Source organism: Mediterraneibacter agrestimuris (assembly GCF_943193195.1).
GTDB classification, from domain to species: Bacteria; Bacillota; Clostridia; order Lachnospirales; family Lachnospiraceae; genus Schaedlerella; species Schaedlerella agrestimuris.
In genome coordinates this window covers 87,530-107,502 of the sequence record NZ_CALPDG010000002.1, presented here as the reverse complement: position 1 = coordinate 107,502, position 19,973 = coordinate 87,530, and the positions used below count along the sequence as shown (strand labels likewise).

16 protein-coding genes and 1 pseudogene are annotated in these 19,973 nt (G+C 43.6%); all 17 read right to left on the bottom strand.

The features are described 5' to 3' along the window. Nucleotides 1-8: 8 nt before the first annotated feature. On the bottom strand, nt 9-800 hold the full coding sequence (gene minD / locus NFS18_RS01755; protein ID WP_251387041.1) for a septum site-determining protein MinD: 792 nt from the start codon (nt 798-800) through the stop codon (nt 9-11). Nucleotides 801-825: 25 nt separating this feature from the next. Beyond that, complete coding sequence (locus NFS18_RS01750) at nt 826-1,482, bottom strand: septum site-determining protein MinC (RefSeq protein ID WP_251387039.1); 657 nt, start codon at nt 1,480-1,482, stop codon at nt 826-828. An 18-nt stretch (nt 1,483-1,500) separates the two neighbouring features. Next, complete coding sequence (locus NFS18_RS01745) at nt 1,501-4,359, bottom strand: penicillin-binding transpeptidase domain-containing protein (RefSeq protein ID WP_331477436.1); 2,859 nt, start codon at nt 4,357-4,359, stop codon at nt 1,501-1,503. Then, entirely contained in the window at nt 4,352-4,885 is a 534-nt protein-coding gene (mreD, locus tag NFS18_RS01740; RefSeq protein ID WP_251387037.1) for a rod shape-determining protein MreD, read from the bottom strand. Before mreD ends, NFS18_RS01745 begins: the two co-directional genes overlap by 8 nt. A gap of 176 nt (nt 4,886-5,061) precedes the next feature. After that, nucleotides 5,062-5,919, bottom strand: a pseudogene (mreC, locus tag NFS18_RS01735) (rod shape-determining protein MreC); the annotation flags it as partial. Between the two features lies 1 nt (nt 5,920). After that, the gene (gene radC / locus NFS18_RS01730) at nt 5,921-6,607 is read right to left on the bottom strand and encodes a RadC family protein (protein WP_251387035.1); all 687 of its coding nucleotides are present in this window, start codon (nt 6,605-6,607) and stop codon (nt 5,921-5,923) included. Between the two features lie 97 nt (nt 6,608-6,704). Beyond that, nucleotides 6,705-8,306 carry an NAD(P)/FAD-dependent oxidoreductase gene (locus NFS18_RS01725; RefSeq protein ID WP_251387033.1) on the bottom strand — a complete coding sequence of 534 codons (1,602 nt, stop codon included), beginning with the start codon at nt 8,304-8,306 and terminating at the stop codon, nt 6,705-6,707. Beyond that, nucleotides 8,285-9,520 carry a BaiN/RdsA family NAD(P)/FAD-dependent oxidoreductase gene (locus NFS18_RS01720; RefSeq protein ID WP_251387026.1) on the bottom strand — a complete coding sequence of 412 codons (1,236 nt, stop codon included), beginning with the start codon at nt 9,518-9,520 and terminating at the stop codon, nt 8,285-8,287. The genes NFS18_RS01725 and NFS18_RS01720 overlap by 22 nt, the downstream gene beginning before the upstream one ends. 15 nt (nt 9,521-9,535) lie before the next feature. Beyond that, nucleotides 9,536-10,840: a methionine gamma-lyase family protein gene (locus NFS18_RS01715; RefSeq protein WP_251387024.1), complete on the bottom strand. Its 1,305-nt coding sequence runs from the start codon at nt 10,838-10,840 to the stop codon at nt 9,536-9,538. A 37-nt stretch (nt 10,841-10,877) separates the two neighbouring features. After that, complete coding sequence (gene miaA, locus NFS18_RS01710) at nt 10,878-11,822, bottom strand: tRNA (adenosine(37)-N6)-dimethylallyltransferase MiaA (protein WP_251387022.1); 945 nt, start codon at nt 11,820-11,822, stop codon at nt 10,878-10,880. Then, complete coding sequence (mutL, locus tag NFS18_RS01705) at nt 11,823-13,895, bottom strand: DNA mismatch repair endonuclease MutL (RefSeq protein ID WP_251387020.1); 2,073 nt, start codon at nt 13,893-13,895, stop codon at nt 11,823-11,825. Between the two features lie 82 nt (nt 13,896-13,977). Next, entirely contained in the window at nt 13,978-16,632 is a 2,655-nt protein-coding gene (gene mutS, locus NFS18_RS01700; RefSeq protein WP_331477434.1) for a DNA mismatch repair protein MutS, read from the bottom strand. 133 nt (nt 16,633-16,765) lie between these two features. Then, complete coding sequence (locus tag NFS18_RS01695) at nt 16,766-17,182, bottom strand: putative ABC transporter permease (protein WP_251387018.1); 417 nt, start codon at nt 17,180-17,182, stop codon at nt 16,766-16,768. An 85-nt stretch (nt 17,183-17,267) separates the two neighbouring features. Next, entirely contained in the window at nt 17,268-18,707 is a 1,440-nt protein-coding gene (miaB, locus tag NFS18_RS01690; protein WP_251387016.1) for a tRNA (N6-isopentenyl adenosine(37)-C2)-methylthiotransferase MiaB, read from the bottom strand. An 18-nt stretch (nt 18,708-18,725) separates the two neighbouring features. Further along, nucleotides 18,726-18,908 (bottom strand): DUF4250 domain-containing protein, encoded by a 183-nt coding sequence (locus NFS18_RS01685; protein ID WP_251387014.1) that lies wholly within the window; start codon nt 18,906-18,908, stop codon nt 18,726-18,728. After that, nucleotides 18,886-19,518, bottom strand: a complete 633-nt coding sequence (locus NFS18_RS01680) for a 5-formyltetrahydrofolate cyclo-ligase (RefSeq protein ID WP_251387006.1) — start codon at nt 19,516-19,518, stop codon at nt 18,886-18,888. Before NFS18_RS01680 ends, NFS18_RS01685 begins: the two co-directional genes overlap by 23 nt. Beyond that, nucleotides 19,496-19,717: a DUF896 domain-containing protein gene (locus NFS18_RS01675; RefSeq protein ID WP_251387005.1), complete on the bottom strand. Its 222-nt coding sequence runs from the start codon at nt 19,715-19,717 to the stop codon at nt 19,496-19,498. Before NFS18_RS01675 ends, NFS18_RS01680 begins: the two co-directional genes overlap by 23 nt. Nucleotides 19,718-19,973: the final 256 nt, after the last annotated feature.

Genomic DNA, 19,973 nt, shown 5'->3' with positions numbered 1-19,973 from the left:
TTCTCCTCCTAATTCTTTTTTAGGAGATGAATCAGGCGTCCAACGATTCCGTCTGCCTGTTTAAAATCAGGAACCGGAACTTTTTCCCCCATCAGTCGTTTACAGATATTTTCATAGGCATGTCCCGCCATACTGTCACTGCCGATGATCGCCTCGCCCTGATTTGTCGCCACAACAACCTGCTCATCATCCGGAATCACACCAAGAAGATTCACAGCCAGGATTTCAGTTACATCGTCTACAGACATCATATCTCCGCGGCGTACCATATCAATACGAATGCGGTTGATGACCAGATCATTTTTTTTGATGCCGCTTGTTTCCAGCAGCCCGATGATCCGGTCGGCATCACGGATTGCCGATACTTCCGGTGTTGTTACAATAATTGCATGTTCAGCTCCGGCTACTGCATTTTGAAATCCCTGTTCGATTCCTGCCGGACAATCCAGAAGTATGTAATCAAATTCATCTTTTAATTCGTCTACCAGCTTTTTCATCTGTTCCGGAGAAACAGAAGTTTTGTCCTTTGTCTGTGCAGAAGGCAGAAGACAAAGTTCAGGATACCGTTTGTCCCGGATCAATGCCTGTTTCATCCGGCAATTCCCTTCAATCACATCGACAAGGTTATACACGATCCGGTTTTCAAGCCCCATCACTACATCCAGATTCCGAAGCCCCAGATCTGTATCAATTACGACAACCTTTTTTCCTGCCTGTGCCAATCCTATTCCGATATTCGCTGTCGTTGTCGTTTTACCGACCCCGCCTTTTCCTGATGTAATGACGATTACTTCTCCCATTTTCTGTTCTTCCTCCTGAAACTTCTTATTCATTCGACCAGTCCGCAAGCGGATCCAAATAAATCCGGCTGCCGTCGATTGTTGCAATCTTCGGCCCTTTGATCCCCAGACTTTCCTGATAAATTGCCTGACGCCGTGCTTCTACGTCTCCAATGCGGAGAGACTGGGGCTGCATAGACAAAGCAACAATGTACGTGTCTCTGTCCCCAGAGGCTCCTGCATGTGCAGCGCCATGCAACGCTCCTATGATTACGATGTTACCTTTTGCAGCAACGGTAGCTCCCACTTCCACATCTCCCAATATAACGATGCTTGTGTCAGATTCTACTACCTGCTTTTTGCTGAGAGTACCTTTGTAGAATTGACCGTCCCTTTTGTGTACGTTGGACACCGTTTGTTCTACAATGCTTTTGTACGCCATCTCCCCGGATGCTTCATTGTCGATGATGCAGACAACATCAATATCCGTTGTCTGTGCTATCAGATCCAGTACTGCCTGCTCTTCTGTAAAGTTCAGATGTCTTCCTGAAAATTGGACTGCCATCTGAGCGCCCTGAAAAAATCCGGCAGCTTTTTGGAATTTTTCTTCCATGCTTTTCATAAGTATATCAAAAGGGACTTCCGCATCCATATAAATTCCAAGTCCATATCGATTACTTTTTAAAGTGACCAGTCTGTCCATCCTCTCTCACATCCTTTTTTAGTCTGAAATTGCATTACCCAGTTCTGCTGCGGAGCCTGTGATAACTTCACTCATCTTGTCAGGTTCATATTTTGCGCGGAAAATATCTCTTCCGATTTCTGCTGCATAAGCTGATGTATATCCATTTTTAATTCGGACAGCTACCGCAATCTCCGGATTTTCTGCCGGCGCAAAACCAACAAACAGACCATGGTCCGGATGGAGGCTGCTCTGCTGGGCAGTTCCGGTCTTCCCGGCAACAGACACACCGATTCCTGCAAAACTCGGAGTATTCAAGATCATGTCTGTCATACCCTGATGAAGAAGATTCCACGTTTTATCAGAAACCTCGTCCAGCGTATCCTCTATAACAGGTTCATATTTCTTGATGATCTGCCCATTCGGATCCGTTGTTTTACCAAGCAGCGTCAGCTTATGAAGTGTCCCTTTATTTGCCACTGCAGCAACATACCTGTTCAGCTGACTGACTGTATAGTTCGCAGTACCCTGCCCAATGGCAGATTCCACAGCATACCTGTCAGAAATTTCCGGCTCGGATTCCGGTATCTCGATTCCGGTTTGTTTACCCAGACCAAACATATCTGCATATTTGGCAAGAACTTCTATCCCCTGGTCGCTGTCGTAATAGCCATCTTTGTCCAAACTAAACTGGTAACCGACTTCATAGAAATAATTGTTGCAGGAAACATCCAATGCCCTTACCACGTCCAGGGAACCATGACCGCTCGGATAAAACCAACACTTTGGACTAGGTGTTACTTTTTCAAATTCGCCGCTGCAATATAACGGCGTATCTCCTTCCACGATTTTTTCTGTCAGGGCAGCTGTTGCACTGACCATCTTAAACGTAGAACCCGGCGCTGTTTTTTCCTGGGTCGCATTATTATAAAACGGACGCGATAATCCGGTAACAAGCTGATTATAATAATCGGAATCCATTGTATTAGACAGCCGGTTATTGTCATATCCCGGATACGATACACATGCAAGCACCTCCCCGGTATCGGGGTCACTTACAACTGCAGAACCGGTACATGGTTCCAGTGCAAGCTGCCCTGGTGTAATCTCCAGGCTGGCGATCTTACTTCTCAGCCAGTCATAAGAATCTATAACTCCTGTTCGCAGAGCATTGTAACTTCCTTCATCCATCGGCAGCACCCCCTGTTCATAGGTGATGGCACAAATCTGGGCTCCGCTCACTCCTCCTGATTTTATAAGATATTTATAGAGAAGTTTGTCGAAATTCATATCTGAACTCAAATATTCTTCCAAATATTTCAAAATCGCCTGATATACTTCCGAAGCATCCGAATATTTTTCCGCAGAAATATATTCTCCGAGAAGCGATGTATCGATCCAGTCCTTAGAAATTGCATAATTTAGAAATTCATTTAAACTGATGCTTTCATCCTTTGCCCACCGCACATACACCGGATCTGATGTATCGATCTTGTCAGAAACAAGAATTCCGCTGGCATCCTGCAATACATTGATGGAGATATAATCCTGATACGCCTTCATCTCTGCCTGCAGGTTCTGATAAGGGGTCGTACTTCCCATCTCTGCTATAATTTCAGAAAGAGCACTTTCCTTTCTTGCCTTAAAAATACTATATACCTGCTTTTCTACTTCTCCGGCAGCAGCGTCTGAAAAATGTTCCTCATCTATAATTTCATTGGCAATAAATGCATTATAAGCGTCATCGACCGGAATGATAATTTCCATAGTATCAGATGTGGCGCTTGGATCATAATTCATTACATTTCTCAATTTGCTCAGGACAATTCCAGCCAGTTTTTCCTCAATGATCTGATATGTCCATTCCTGCAGATCTTTGTCAATGGTCAGATAGACATCATTTCCGGCGCCTTGTTCTTTATAGCTGACAGTGTCGATAATTTTTCCCACAGTATCCGTATAAAAAATCATCTCACCTTTTTCTCCCTGAAGTACACTGTCCAATGTCTGTTCCAGACCGGATTTTCCAACGATATCGGAAAGACTGTATTTCTTTTTCACTTCCTTGTCAAGGGCATCATATTCTTCCTGCGAAATCTTACCGGTATATCCAAGAATAGATGCAAAGTATTTACTGTCTGTGTATCTTCTCAAGGACTCTTCTGAAATATCAACCCCCACCAGCTTGTCCATATTTTCCATGATGGCTGCTGCTGTTTCATCGCTTACATCAGATGCCAGTACTGTCGGGATGTACTTCTGAAAACTGTTCAGACTGATAGCATAACGCATATTCACAAGCTTTAATACATGTTCTTTGTCCAGATTACTAATGTCAATACCATATCCGTATGTTTCATCCGTACACAGATAATTCATCAGCTCGTCCGGCGTAGAATTTCTTTGTTTTTCCGTCAGATCATCTACGTAAACTACACCGTATGCATCTGCAATAAATCGGAGAAGCAGCGTTTCATTCGTCTGTGTATACTGATATTTGCCGGCAGAATCCAAAACAATCCCGAAACTGTTGATAACAGTATCGCCATGAGATTCCACAATGCCGATAATCTGTTCCATAATATGATTCAGTCTCTTATTCCGGTTTTCTCCTGTTATATTGTCTTCAAATGTAACGGCATAAGCCAAGTCATTATAAGCCAGCAGATTTCCGTTTCTGTCATAAACATTCCCGCGTGTTCCGGGAATGGTACGTGTTTTTCTTATCTGAAGTTCATAGTTATTCAGATAGTACTCTCCTTTTACAATCTGCAGATAAAACAACCGGCTTACTAAGATCGCAAAGAGAATACAGAACACGAGAATCAAGACAAACATTCTGGAATCCAGTAACTGCCGGGCATTTTCCTTGATTCGATTCCAAATTCGATTAAACAAACTTATTTGCACTCCTTTTTTCTTCTGCTTTTAACCTCTGGTTTACAAAAAGTATCAGCGGATACAGCCCAAGTGTCACTACTATAGTATATATGAGCTCAGGTATGATAATATGACTTAAATAATGTAAAAAATTAAATTCACTTCGTAAAAGAAACATCAGGATATATACAGTAAGACCGTACACGAATTCACTTGCAGCAGTCAGAATCAACGGCAGTTTAATATCTTCATCATAATACATCTGTTCAAACAATCCATTAACATAGCCGACCAGCAGATATATCAGTGCATAGAGACCGATAATATTTCCAAACTGGATATCCATCAAAAGACCTGAAAAGAATCCGATTAACATCCCCTCCTTTGTCCCTCTCATAAATCCAAATGCCGCTGTTACAATAATCATCAGATTTGGTTTGACCGAGCCAAGGGTCAACCTCGGAAACAATGTGCACTGAAGCATATAGCAGACAAGCACAAACAGAGCTGTTGAGATGATACGTTTTCTTTTTAATTTTTTCATATAAACATCTCCTATTCTGTTTCTTGTGCACCGGCATCTGTATTTGTACCAGGATCAGGATCAGCGTTTGTATCTATATCTGCATTTGCTTCTGTATCCGCAGCTTCATCTGCATTGACATTCACATCTTCTTTCGGTTCAGATACAACTGGTTCCTGTTTTTCTTTTGCAGGCGGTTCTGTTGTTGCTTCTGCTTTCGTTTTTGTAATGACAAGTACCTCCTGAAGATTTTTAAAATCTACAACAGGTGTAATATATCCTGAACGAGTCAGGTTGTTGGAATCCACACTGATTTCACTTATATAGCCGATGAGAATTCCCTGTAAATATTTGTCACTGATATAAGAAGTGACAATCTGGTCTCCGACTTCTACGGAATTGTCGTTATTTTCCATCTGTTCAAAACGGATTCTTCCAGAGCTGATCAGGGACAGATCTCCCCTGACGATACATTTATCGGAAGTTGTCAGCACCATACCGCTGACATTGCTGGCATCATCAATAACAGCGCGGACAGTTGCCCATGTCGGACCTACTTTTGTAACAATACCGACCAGACCGCTTCCAGCCATGACATTCATATCTTCTTTGATTCCGTGGAGACTCCCCTTGTCAATGACAAATGTACTGAACCAGTTGCCGGAATCCTTGGCGATAACATGAGCTCCTACTTTTTCATATTCGGCATAATTCTGATCCAGTTTGTATAACTCCTGAAGACGCTCCAGCTCGTATTTATCTTCCTGAAGATTATTGTTCTCTACTGTCAACTCGTCGATCCTGGCCTGCAGTTTGTCATTTTCTTTCTGAATTTCCTTTAATGTCTGGAAATTATCACTGACATCCCCAAGCCATGTTCCGATCTGTGTAATACCTTTCTGCATCGGGATCACAGTCACATTGGCGATCACCCGGAAAGGTCCCGACGCTTTCTCTGAAAAAAAGGAAAGTGCCATCAAAAGCACACAGATTAAAGAGAGACACAGCAGCCAGTATTTATTTGAAACCGTACTCCGCTTCTTTTTCTTTTTCATACTAAAAGTACCCCTGTTCTTTCAAACTTATATAACGGTTATCTCCTATGATAATATGGTCCAGAAGTTCCACCCCGATCATATAACCGGCTTCCTGTATTTTCCTTGTCACAAGAATGTCTTCTGTGCTGGGAGCAGGATCCCCGCTTGGATGGTTGTGGAGCAGAATAATAGACACAGCATTCTTCTGAAGTGCTTCGATAAATAGTTCTCTCGGTGATACAAGAGACGCATTGACTGTCCCGATTGATATCTCACTTTCCCCAATCAGACGGGACTTCGTGTTCAGCAATAGAAGCTTCATCCGCTCCTTTTTCTGATGACGCAGATCTTCCATATAATATCTTGCTATCGTTGCCGGCATGCTGAAATCCAGCTCTTTTCCGGCAGATGCCTTGGCAAGCCGTTTCGCCAGCTCACACAAACAGAGAACCTGAATTGCTTTTACCTTGCCGATTCCTTTGAACTGCAAAAGCTGGTCATAGGTCCAGCTGTGAAGATTCAGAATTCCTTCCTTGTGAATCTCGGGATGTAGAAGCCGCCCCGCAAGTGTCAGTGCACTCTCTCCCCTGGTTCCGGTCCGAAGCAGTACTGCCAGAAGCTCTGTGTCTGTCAGATTGGCTGCGCCAAACCGCTCACACTTCTCATAAGGTCGTTCTTCTTCGTAAAGCTCTTTTATTCTTTCCATACACAGTTCCTTCTGTGTATGACACAATACAACGATTTATTCTACCATATTTAAAAAAATGTGTATAGAGTAGTCAGCTTAAATTTTTGTGAAGGATTTATGAAAAGGAGGAAAATCGCTGAATTATTGCTTCTGCTGCCTTCATGCCGTCCATGGCTGCCGAGGTAATCCCTCCAGCATAACCGGCGCCCTCTCCGCAAGGATAGATTCCCTTGATATTACATTCATATGCTTCATCCCGGCAGATCCTGACAGGTGACGATGTTCTGCTCTCCACACCAGAAAGAACCGCATCCGCACGGGCAAATCCTTGAATCTTTTTGTCCATTCTCTGAATCCCCTGTATGAGTGATTCTGCCAGTTCATCAGGAAAAATCTTCCGTACATCAGCAAATTTCCACATACCTTTAATCTGTGGTGTAACATCGCCCAGTTTTTCTGTTTTTCGGTTATTACAAAAATCTCCAAAGCATTGTACCGGGACTGCCCCCGCTCCTGCTTCGTAAGCGGATTCTTCTAACTGACGTTGGAATTCCATACCCGATAATGGTCCGTCTGAGCCGAAATCTTCCGGGGTTACCGTTACAATGACGGCACTGTTGGCATTATCCCCAGCCCTGTCCTGATAGCTCATTCCATTGACAGCAAGCCGGTTTTTCTCAGAAGAAGCATTCACTACATAACCTCCCGGACACATACAGAATGTATAAACACCTCTGCCGTTATCCAGATTCTCTGTCAGCTTATAGGCTGCCGGCGGCAGCGCCTCCGCGAGTTCTTTTCCATATTGTGATTCTTGTATCATACGCTGAGGATGTTCGATCCGCACACCCACTGCAAATGCTTTGGGCAAAAGCAGCATTCCTCTCTCCACCAGCATCTGAAAGGTATCTCTTGCACTGTGTCCGATGGCAAGCACCAGCATTTCTGCATCAAAACGTTCTGTCTGATTTAGAACCACCCGTTTCAAAACTTTGGTCTCTCCTTCTTTTTCTAATTCCAGATCGGTCACTTGCGTATAAAAACGGATTTCTCCGCCCAGAGACAGGATTTCATTGCGCATATTCCGGATCACATCCATCAGGATATCTGTTCCGATATGGGGCTTTTGCTCGTAAAGAATCCGTTTTGGCGCGCCGAAACGGACAAACGTCTCCAGCACATAGCGGTTTCTGCCAGACTTATCTTTTACAAGAGTATTTAATTTGCCATCCGAAAACGTGCCGGCTCCGCCTTCACCAAACTGCACATTAGAATGCGGATTCAGAACATTCGTCGTCCAGAAAGCTTCCACATCCTCATACCGCTCTTCCACAGGTGCGCCGCGTTCTGCAAGAATCGGGCGATATCCCTCTTTTGCCAGCAGATAGGCGCAAAAAAGCCCCGACGGTCCCGCGCCTGCAATTACTGGACGATTCTTAAGCTTTTCTGTTCCATGTCCTGGAATCCGATAATTTTTTTCTTCTACTTTCTGTATATTGTTCTTTAATTTCTTTAGCAAACGCTCTTCCTGAGCCACATACACGTCAATTGTATACACGTATAAAATCTTTGTTTTCTTTCTCGCATCAATGGATTGCCGGAATATCCGGTACTCCAGAAGATCTTTTTTTGAAATACGAAGAAATTTTAAAATTGCCTGTTCCAACGCTTCTTCCGTATGTCCGGGAGACAGTTTTATCTGGTTGATCCTAAGCATCCTGCCGCTCCTTTCCCTGCCAAAACACCGCTTGCTACCGCAAATGAGATATTATATCCGCCGCAGATTCCATCCACATCGAGAATTTCTCCGGCGAAATAAAGCCCCTGAACATAAATAGATTCCATTGTCCTGACATCCACTTCCCTTGTATCAATTCCGCCGCAGCAGACCTGTGCCTGTTCAAAAGTATTGGTGGCTTCTACTTCCGTTTCAAAACACTGAATCAGCCCGGCAAGTCTGTGCAGTTCATTTTCAGAAAGACTGCCTGTTTTTCTTTCCGGCTTTATGCGGCTTTCTCTGATCCAGAGTTCTGCTAATTTCTTGTGGAACAGACCGACAAAAAATTCACTCAATGTTTTTTCAGGTCTGCTCTCGATCCTTCTCTTTAAGAAGGTTAAAAATTCTTCCGGTTCAAAGTCCGGCATAAAATTCAGGACAGCTTTCACCTGTTTTTTCTCATACAAAGCCCTTGCTGCATAACGGCTCACCTGAAAAACCGGAATTCCGGAAATCCCATAATTGGTAAGCTGGACTTCTCCGGTATCTTCTGCCGCCAATCTGTCATTTACATAGAGAGAGACTTTTGCCTGCACACGGACACCAGACACAGTCTTATAAAATGTCTCCTTGCATTTGAGCTGGACAAGAGCCGGCAATACAGGAATCAGATGATGTCCCAGCTTTTTAGCAAGCGTATACCCTGATCCGTCTGAACCGGTCACGGGAGCCGCTTTGGATCCCGCCGCCAGGATCACTGCGTCTGTTCTTAGAATTTCCTGCTCCGTTTTCAGATAGAATCCTTTCGCATTTGGAAGGATCTCCAGACATTTTGTATCTGTCAGTATCTTTACCCCCAGACGTCTGCATTCCATACGGTATGCGTCCAGCACAGAAGATGCCTGATCGGAATGGGGATAAAAATATCCATTCCGGCTCTTAGAATAAATCCCCATCTCCAGAAAAAATGCAATAATCTGGTGGACATCAAACTGTTTCATGACACTCCACGGAAATTCAGGGTTATCGGAACGATAACAGTCCGGCGTCTGATAAAGATTCGTAAAATTACACCGTCCATTTCCTGTAGACAGTATTTTTTTGCCCACACGGTCTTTCTGCTCCAAAATCGTCACTTCTGCACCTGAGCCCGCTGCAAAAATGGCTGCTGTCATTCCCGCCACGCCGCCTCCGATGACTGCAATACGTTTCATAATTTATACTCCTGTTTATATTCTCTGTAACATTTCGTCTGTTACAATTCCTGCATCTACAAGCTTCTGCAATGACATCAAAATTCCGAATTTAGCATGGGGCCATGTAAGCCCGCCCTGGAAGTAAACAGCATATGGCGGTTTTATCGGGCCGTCTGCACTCAATTCGATTGATGAGCCCTGAACAAATGCTCCTGCCGCCATAATAACATCGCTGTCATATCCCGGCATTGCCCATGGAACAGGTGTTACATAGCTGTCTACCGGCGCCGCCGCCTGAATTCCCTCACAAAATGCAATAACGCCTTTGGGCATGCCGAATTGTACGGCCTGAATGATATCATGGCGAGATTCACTTCCGTCTGGAATCACAAAATATCCCAGCTTCTCATAGAGATTTGCCGCAAATACAGCCGCCTTTAATGCACTACATACAACTGTCGGCGCAAGGAAGAATCCATGATAAAAGGATTTCATAACACCTAAGGAAGCACCTACTTCTTTTCCCAGCCCCGGAGAAGTCAGACGATATGCGCAGTTCTCGATCAAATCAGCTCTTCCCGCCACATAACCGCCGATCGGAGCAAGACCGCCGCCCGGATTCTTGATCAGAGAGCCGACGATCATATCTGCCCCTACGTCACTTGGTTCTACAGTTTCTACAAATTCTCCATAGCAGTTATCTACCATACAAATAACGTCCGGCTTAATCTTTTTAATAAATGCGATCAGTTCTCCTATCTTCTCTACAGAATAACTCGGACGGGTCTGATATCCTTTGGAACGTTGGATGGTAACCAGCTTTGTTTTTTCGTTAATTGCTTTTTCAATAGCCGGGTAATTAAAATAACCGTCTTCTAAAAGCTCCACCTGACGATAGATGATTCCATATTCTGCAAGAGAGCCTTTCGATGGGCGTATCCCGATCACTTCCTCTAATGTGTCATATGGCTTTCCCACCGGGGAAAGTAGTTCATCTCCCGGACGAAGACTGGCAGAAAGTGCCAGCGCCAGGGCATGGGTTCCGCAGGTAATCTGCGGACGCACAAGCGCTGCTTCTGTATGAAAAGTATCGGCATACACCTGTTCCAGTGTGTCTCTTCCAGGGTCATTATATCCGTATCCATCTGCATAATGAAAGCATTCTGCATTGACACGATTCTTCTGCATTGCGTTTACCACCTTCAGCTGATTATACTCTGCATTGTCATCAAAGCTTTTAAAACGGTCTTTCAAAGCTCCTTCCAGTTTCTCTCCGACATGGAATACTTTCTCTGAAATTCCCATTTCCTGATACATGTCACTTACTTTATTTCGCATGATAAATTCCTTTCTATTCTTTTGTTATTAATGAATTTCACAGAATTCCTTTCTGTTTTAAGGATTCCAGCATACTTTCTAAAATTCTGTCCTCATCATAGTCGAATGCTTTTTTATCCAGCCAGATAACATCTTTTTCTCGTTTGAACCAGGTAATCTGCCGTTTTGCAAAATGTCGTGTATCCCGCTTGATCATTTCCACAGCGGTATCCATCGTATATTCTCCATCCAGATATGCCAGAACTTCTTTATATCCCAGTCCCTGCATGGAAACCATATCTCTTGTATAGCCCTTGTCCCGCAGTGCTTTTACCTCATCCACAAGTCCTTCGTCTATCATCTGGTCTACCCGCAGATTGATACGCTCATACAAGTGCGCACGTTCATCGTTCAGTACAAAATAAGCTGCCTGATAAGGCGATTCTTTCTGCCGCTGCTCTTCGTTATGCTCAGAAATCGGTGTACCTGTCTGTAAGAAATATTCCAGGGCACGGATGACGCGCTTTACATTGTGGGCATGAATTTCTTCAGCAGACTTTGGGTCTGCCGCTTTCAGCCTGGCATGAAGCGCCTCTGCGCCGTGTGCATCTGCAAATGCTTCCATTTCTTTTCGGAATGCGTCATCTCCGTCATTTTCCGTAAAATCAATGTCATACAAAACTGCCTGTATATAGAATCCGGTTCCGCCTACAAGTATCGGAATTTTCCCCTTATCATAGATTACTTTCATAGCCTGCTTTGCCATTTCCTGAAACCGGACAACGTGAAATTCCTCGTCCGGTTTCAATACATCTATAAGATGATGGGGAACACCGCACATTTCCTCTGGGCGGATTTTAGCGGAACCGATATCCATTCCCTGGTAAATCTGCATGGAATCTGCAGAAATGATTTCTCCGTTTACTGCTTTTGCAAGTCCAATGGATGCCTTCGTTTTCCCTACTGCAGTAGGTCCGGTCAATATGATTAATGGTCGTTTCATTTATACTATCCTCTTGAATTTCTTTTCCAGTTCCCGTTTAGACATAGCAATGATCGTTGGTCTTCCATGGGGACAGTGATAGGGATTCTCGAGTAACAAGAGCTCTCCTATCAATGTATCTACTTCCTGTGCAGATAGACGGTTATTCCCCTTTACCGCAGCTTTACAAGACAGAGACGCAACCTTTTCGTCAATCAGATCCGGGGACATGGATGTAGTCAGTCCGTCTGCCAGTGAGTCCAGCATTTCGATAAATAATTCCTTTTTTGCAATTCCAAACAAGTTCCCTGGTACGGCGCGCACTGCATATTCCTCACCGCCGAAATGTTCAATCTCAAATCCGATTTTTGTAAATTTGTCCATATGAGCTTTCAGCAATTCCTCTTCCTGCATGGACAATGTCAAAATCATCGGCGGGCTTAAGTACTGAGATGTAAACTCCCGGTTTTTCATTTCCTTTAATGTACGTTCATACAGTACCCGTTCATGGGCGGCATGCTGGTCTATAATGTACAGATTGTCATGGAACTGTACAAGCCAGTATGTGTCAAACACTTGTCCGATTAGTTTATATTCAGCTCTGATATCACGTTTGAGCAGCTTTTCTTCAAAAAAGTCAAGCTGCTTTGGTTTCAGTAATGTTTCGCCGGCTTTGAAAGAGACAGTTTTCTGTTCTGGCAGATCTATACGGTAATTACTCTCTTCTTTGACTTTTAACTCTGCTTTTGCGGACTCAGCACTAATTTCATTTAGGATTTTATTGCCTCCAGGAGCTTTTGTATGCTTTACCGCCTGTTCAATTCTTGTACTCTGCTTCTCAGTGTTTCCCCGGAAAATCTCACTCTTTGCGTTCACTTCTGCAGAAGAGGCTCGATTATGATAAGATTGCACACGCTCCTGCATTTTACGGATAAAATAATCCTCGTCACGGATCTCTTCCTTTTTTTCTATTTTCGGTTTCAGCAGAAACGGACTCGGCTCTGTTTTTCCTGCATTCTCAGAAGCAGCAGATTTCACAGATGTTTTTGCCTGTGTCACCGGCAAAATGTCTACTGCCTCAGGCACACTTACCTGTGGGATCAATTCTTCTGCCAGAAGCCCTCTGTGAATCCCCTCATAAACTGCGTCATAGACAGTCTGCTGTTCCTGAAATCTCAGTTCCATCTTTGTTGGATGTACGTTAACATCTACTTTCTCTCCATCTATATGAAAATGCAGGACAAAGAATGGAAAACGATGCTGCATTTTAAAGTCTTTATAGGCATCCTCTGCAGCCTTGGATATCATATTACTTCTGACATAGCGTCCATTTACAAAAAAAGTTTCAAAATTGCGGTTTCCGCGGGCAATGACCGGCTTTCCGATAAATCCTGTGATATAGATGCCTGACTGTTTAAAATCTATTTCCTGTATATTGGCGGCAATTTCTCTGCCGTAAATATTGTAGATTACTTCCTTTAACTTACCGCTTCCGGAGGTACGCAGCTTTTCCTGCCCGTTATTTAAGAAACGGAATGCAACTTCCGGATGTGAAAGAGCCAGCCTGGTCAGCAAATCCTGTACGTGTCCGGCTTCTGTCATAGCGGTCTTCAAGAACTTCCTCCGTGCAGGCACATTATAGAATAATTGTCGCACCTGAAATGTAGTTCCATCGGAAGCACCTGTTTCCTCGAAGGAAATCTCCTTACCGCCTTCAATAACATAGCGTGTTCCCAGTACGTCATTTTTGGGCTTTGTCACCAATTCTACCTTGGTAACGGCAGCGATACTGGAAAGAGCCTCTCCGCGGAATCCCAGAGATGAAATATGAGCCAGGTCTTCCACATGCTCAATCTTACTTGTAGAATGACGCAGAAATGCATTACGGACGTCTTCTCTTGCAATTCCGCAGCCATCATCTGCGATCCGGATCAGAGTTACGCCGCCGTCTTCAATTTCCACTGTCACATGGTCTGCTCCTGCGTCAATGGTATTTTCTACCAGCTCCTTTACAATAGATGCCGGACGTTCAATCACTTCACCGGCAGCAATTTTATCAATTGTAATCTGATCCAATACTTTAATATGCGCCATCTGTTCCTCCTTCTTAATTACAAACCAATTCATCAGACTGATACTGAATCCGCAAACTTTCCCATTTCTTCCCAAAGTATCATTACCAGCGGTTTTTCAGTTTATTCTGTAGTCTGTAAATCGTATTCAATGCATCAATAGGCGTCAGATTGCCGACATCAATCGCTTTTAGCTCATCCAGTACATCATCATCTTTCACCGTATCAAACAATGAAAACTGCGCCAGATCCACTTCATCGTACTTTTTTGCTTTCTTTTTCGTATGTTTCACCACATCTTCTTTGCCGGCAATCTCGCTGACTCTGATCGTAATATCTTCATTGACCAGCTCGTCCACAATTTCTTTTGCCCTGTCTATCACTGTATCTGGTACACCTGCAAGCTTTGCGACCTGGATTCCATAGCTCTTGTCAGCTCCGCCTTTGACGATCTTTCGCAGAAATACAATATCGTCACCCTTCTCCTTCACGGCAATACAATAATTATTTACATTGTCAATCTTGCCTTCCAGCTCTGTCAGTTCGTGATAATGGGTAGCGAATAATGTCTTCGCTCCAAGTAAATGAATATCACTGATATACTCTACCACTGCCCACGCAATGGAAAGTCCGTCAAATGTACTTGTTCCTCTGCCGATTTCGTCCAGGATCAGCAGACTCTTAGATGTAGCATTCCGCAGAATGTTAGCAACCTCTGTCATTTCCACCATAAAGGTGCTCTGTCCAGATGCCAGATCATCAGAAGCTCCCACGCGGGTGAAAATACGGTCCACCAAACCAATGTCCGCCTGTCCCGCCGGAACAAAAGAACCTATCTGTGCCATTAATACAATCAGTGCCGCCTGACGCATGTAAGTGGATTTACCTGCCATATTCGGCCCCGTAATAATGGATATCCTCTGTTTTTTATCATCCAGCAGCGTATCATTACAGATAAAGGTTCCATTTGAAATCATCTGTTCCACTACCGGATGCCTGCCGTCTTTGATATCAATCCTGCCATTCTCATTGATCTTTGGACGGACATAGTTATTTCGTTCTGCCACAAGGGCAAGAGATGAAAATACATCCAGCTTTGCCACAGCCTGAGCTGTTTTCTGAATGCGTTCCACCTCGCCTGCAATGGTATCACGTACCACACAGTACAGTTCATATTCCATTGCATACATCTTGTCCTCTGCGCCGAGAATAGTATCTTCCAATTCTTTCAGTTCCGGTGTAATGTAACGCTCGGCATTTGCCAGTGTCTGTTTTCTTGTGTAATAATCCGGCACAAGGTCTTTATAAGAATTTGTTACTTCCAGATAGTACCCAAATATTTTGTTATATTTGATCCGCAGATTCTTGATTCCAGTCTTTTCCCTTTCAGCTTCCTCTAACTTTGCCAGCCAGCTCTTTCCGTCTGATTTAGCGCGGCGCAAAGTATCTACCTCTTCACTGTATCCGTCCCGAATGATATTGCCCTCTTTCATGGCAATGGGCGGTTCATCGGCAATTGCCTGTTGTACAAGCGCACACAGATCCTCCAGCGGATCCATTTTCTGATAAATCTCCTGCAGCAAAGAAGCCTTCGTCTCCTTTAATAAATATGAAATAGGCGGAAGCATGGAAAGAGAACTTGCAAATGCAGTCAGGTCTCTCGGATTTGCAGTTCCATATGTAATTCTCGTGATCAGCCGTTCTAAATCATAGACCGGGGACAGATATTCCCGTATCTCTTCCCGCGTGATCGCCTGCTCCTTTAATTCATCAACTGCATCCAGACGCCTGAGTATTTCGTCTTTTTCGATCAACGGCTGTTCAATATATTTACGCAGGGTGCGCGCTCCCATAGCAGTTCTTGTTTTATCCAGAACCCAAAGCAGAGAACCTCGCTTCTGCTTCTCACGCAGTGTCTCACACAACTCCAGATTCCGTCTTGTCGAACTGTCCAGCATCATATATTTACCTGTTGTATAAGGAGTAATATGTGTCATATGTGACAGACTATTCTTCTGAGTCTCCAGCAGATATTGAAGAAGCGCCCCTGCACTGATGACACCGCAGTCATAATCCCCCAGTCCAAGTCCGTCCAGTGTAGATACATGAAAATGTTCTTTTAATTTTTCTTTACAGACCGCATCGTCAAAATAATCCGGCTCCAGAGAAGAAATTACAATGTGAAGACGTTCTTTCAGATCATCCAGATTCATTCCGCTCATGTAGAAAGATTCATTACAGATGATCTCCGATGGCATAAAACGTGCAATCTCATCCTTTAGTTTCCCGCTGTCAGGCAGTTCTGTCACAAAATAGTCACCTGTTGTAACATCCGCAACTGCAATTCCATAACGGTCTGCAATATAGACGATACACATCAGATAATTATTTTTCGATTCATCAATTGCCTGGGCATCCAATATAGTTCCCGGTGTAACTACACGGATAACCTCACGCTTCACGATTCCCTTAGAATTTTTGGGATCTTCTACCTGCTCACAGATGGCAACCTTATATCCTTTTGCCACAAGCCTGATTAAATATCCATCCACAGCATGGTACGGAACACCGCACATAGGCGCCCGCTCTTCCTGTCCGCAGTTCTTTCCTGTTAATGTAATTTCCAGTTCTTTTGATGCTGTCAGTGCATCCTCAAAGAACATTTCATAAAAATCTCCAAGCCTGTAAAATAATATACAATCCGGATACTGTTTTTTTGTATCCAGATACTGCTGCATCATTGGTGTATATTCAGCCACGATGATAATTCCTTTCTATCTTCATTTTATTCAATCACCTTTTTAGGTTTCTTTTTTCCTAATTTTGTATTATAACATTTTTTGCGACATTAGAAAACCTTTTCATCTCTCAAGATTTTCTATCCAAAATTTTCTATAATACATGGAATTCCGGCTTCATCTCTTTATAAAGCCAGTGAAGCAGATAAGCGGTCAGAAAAATTCCGATCACGCATAATCCAGAAAATAAAATCATAAATGGAATGCAGATCTGTCCGAAAAGCTGAAACGGCTGGTCCGAATAATCCCAGACATGCCACTCCATGATCTTATTTACAAAGATTCCTGTAATAAATTCCCCTGCCGTCACAAAAACCGTACACCAGAGCACTTGTCTCCAAAGCGGCTCTCTCCATCTGGTCCAGATCCCCTGCGCAGCGAAAAACACCAGACAGAAGCCTCCCAGCACGAACATAGACCAATGAGAAAATCCACGGAATGCCATCTCTATTCCATAATAAATACAGCCGCCCAGCGTCCATAAAAACAAATACTCACTTATTCTTTTCATGGAAAAAACGTCCTCCTTTATTTGTTCAGGTGTCGGCAGATAATCATAAAACACCTGACTTATAGTGTGGACGTTTTTCTAAAAATTATTTCATGATTCTTTCTCCAATATAATAGAATCCACGACATTCCGTCAGTCTTACAAAGACGATCGTTCCAATCAGTGAATCGTCCCCCGGAAAATGTACGAGCAGATTGTTGCTCATTCTTCCGGTCACCAATGTTTCGTCATGATCATTCACTGATTCTACCAGAATTTCTTGGATTGTATCCGTGTATACACTACATACTTCCGCAGAAATACACTGCACTTCCTTCAACAATCTGTCAAACCGGTCTTTGACTATTCCTGTTGGAACCTGTTCTTCCATAACTGCCGCCGGTGTTCCGGTCCGTTTGGAATATTGAAATGTAAAAGCGCTGTCATAACGGACTTTCTGCACTACATCCATGGTTTCAAGGAAGTCTTCCTCTGTCTCCCCCGGAAAACCGACAATTATATCTGTTGTCAGAGAGATATCCGGCACTTTGGCTCGAATCTTCTCTACCAGATGCAGATATTGTTCTTTCGTGTAACGGCGGTTCATTTTTTCCAGAATCCGGGTACTTCCTGATTGCAGCGGTAAGTGCAGATGTTTACAGATCTTCTTGGATTTACTCATCACCTCGATCAATTCATCGGACAGATCCTTTGGGTGAGGCGTCATAAACCGGATCCGCTGTAAGCCTTCAATCTTCTCAATCTCCTGCAAAAGCTGCGCAAAGCTCATAGGCTCATCCAGTGTCTTGCCGTAAGAGTTGACATTTTGCCCGAGAAGCATTACTTCCACAACACCGTCTGCCACAAACCGTTCGATTTCACGGACAATATCTTTCGGATTCCGGCTTCTCTCTCTGCCACGCACATAGGGCACGATACAATAGCTGCAAAAGTTATTGCAGCCAAACATAATATTGACGCCGGACTTAAAAGAATATTTCCGTTCATTCGGCAGGTCTTCAACAATTTTGTCTGTATCTTTCCAAATATCAATGACCATCCGCCCCGATTCCAGACGGGTAACGATCAGTTCCGCGAATTTATAAATATTATGTGTGCCGAAAATCAAATCCACATAACGGTAGCTTTTTTTAATCTTTTCAACTACCTCCGGCTCCTGCATCATACATCCGCACAGCCCGATCATCATATAAGGATTCTTTTTTTTCATCCGGCTGAGCTGTCCGAGCCGTCCGTATACACGCATATTTGCATTCTCACGCACTGTACATGTATTAAAAATGACAAAGTCCGCTTTCTCTTCCTCCGGTTCTTCCACATATCCCATCTGTTCTAAAATTCCGGTCAGCTTTTCAGAATCCCGGGCATTCATCTGACAGCCGAAGGTGGTCACACAGAAAGTAAGCTTCCGTCCGGCTTGTCTGGAAAGTTCCTCTGCCAGCTCCCTTCCCTTTTTCATAAAATAATACTGACGCTGCGGTTCCTCTTGGGGAACGCCTGTATTTATGTATTCCAGTTCATTCATCTTCATTCATCCTTTTTATCACACAAATTGGTTTCTATTTTCATCATATACATAGTCGATCATGGAAAGTTTCTCGGTCAGTTCTTCTTTCTCCACGTTCAGCCCTTTACAAAGCTCGTCCAATGATGAATAGTAGTCTCTTAATTTGGTATTCACAACACTTAATAGCATCACCGGATCATTCGGCAGTCCTGTCTGCATGCACCTCACCCTTTCTCAATACTCCCTGTTCTGTCACAACTACATCTACACCAACATCATGCTCTTCCACAGGAATTTCATCTACACACTGAGTGGAAAAGGCAAGTCCGATTTTCCGAAAACGTGGATATGTATACAGATATGTATCATAAAATCCGCCTCCGTATCCAATCCGGCGGCCAGCCTTATCAAAAGCGGATCCGGGTAAGAGTATCACCGGAAGTTTTTCCATATTGCGACCTGTATCTACTTCTTCCGGGGATATAGGAATGATTCGGTCTTGCAGATGCTCCGTATTTGGTTCCAGAATCCCCTGATATCCGGGGGTTAAGTCATTCATGCTGCTAATCTTATAAAATTCCATGTGGTTTTCCCCAAGGACTTTCGGAATTGCCACAGTTTTCCCCATTTTCAAAGCTGAATGGATTATATCTTTTGTATCCACTTCCTCACGGAATGTCACATAACAAAATACTATATCCGCACATTGAAAAAACGGATGACAAAGCACCCGTTCGGTGATGATGTGGCTATACTCCCGGCGGATATCCAACGGAAGCGCTTTCCGCCTTTCCAGAGCGTTCTTTCTAATTTCCCTTTTTGTTTCCAAATTTCTCACCTAGATTGATAATACTTCCGTCCTTCTGCTGAACGTCGATATTATTAAGCTGTCCTCTTAAGTTGCGGCGGATCGTATCCAGATACTCCTGCCGGAGAAGCTTCTGCTCTTTCTTTTCCGCTTCTGTCAGCCCTTCCGCCTTTGATTTTCTATACAATTCATTTATTCTCTTAATTTTTTGTTCGTCCATAATCAAATATCCTCGCTTTCTGCAAAGATATCTTACACTATTTTCAGGTATTCGTCTACCCTCCTCATAGAGAAAATTCAATCACACGAGACAAAAAACACCATTACGGTTTGGGAGTTTCACTGTGAGAAAACTTTTACAGTTCAGCATAGGAGTTTGCACTTGCTGCAAACTCTGTAAAAACGTGTGCTGGAGAAATAGAATCTGCCCTTTCACCGTAGGTGAACTTAAAATAGGGCGGATTCAGTTGCCATGC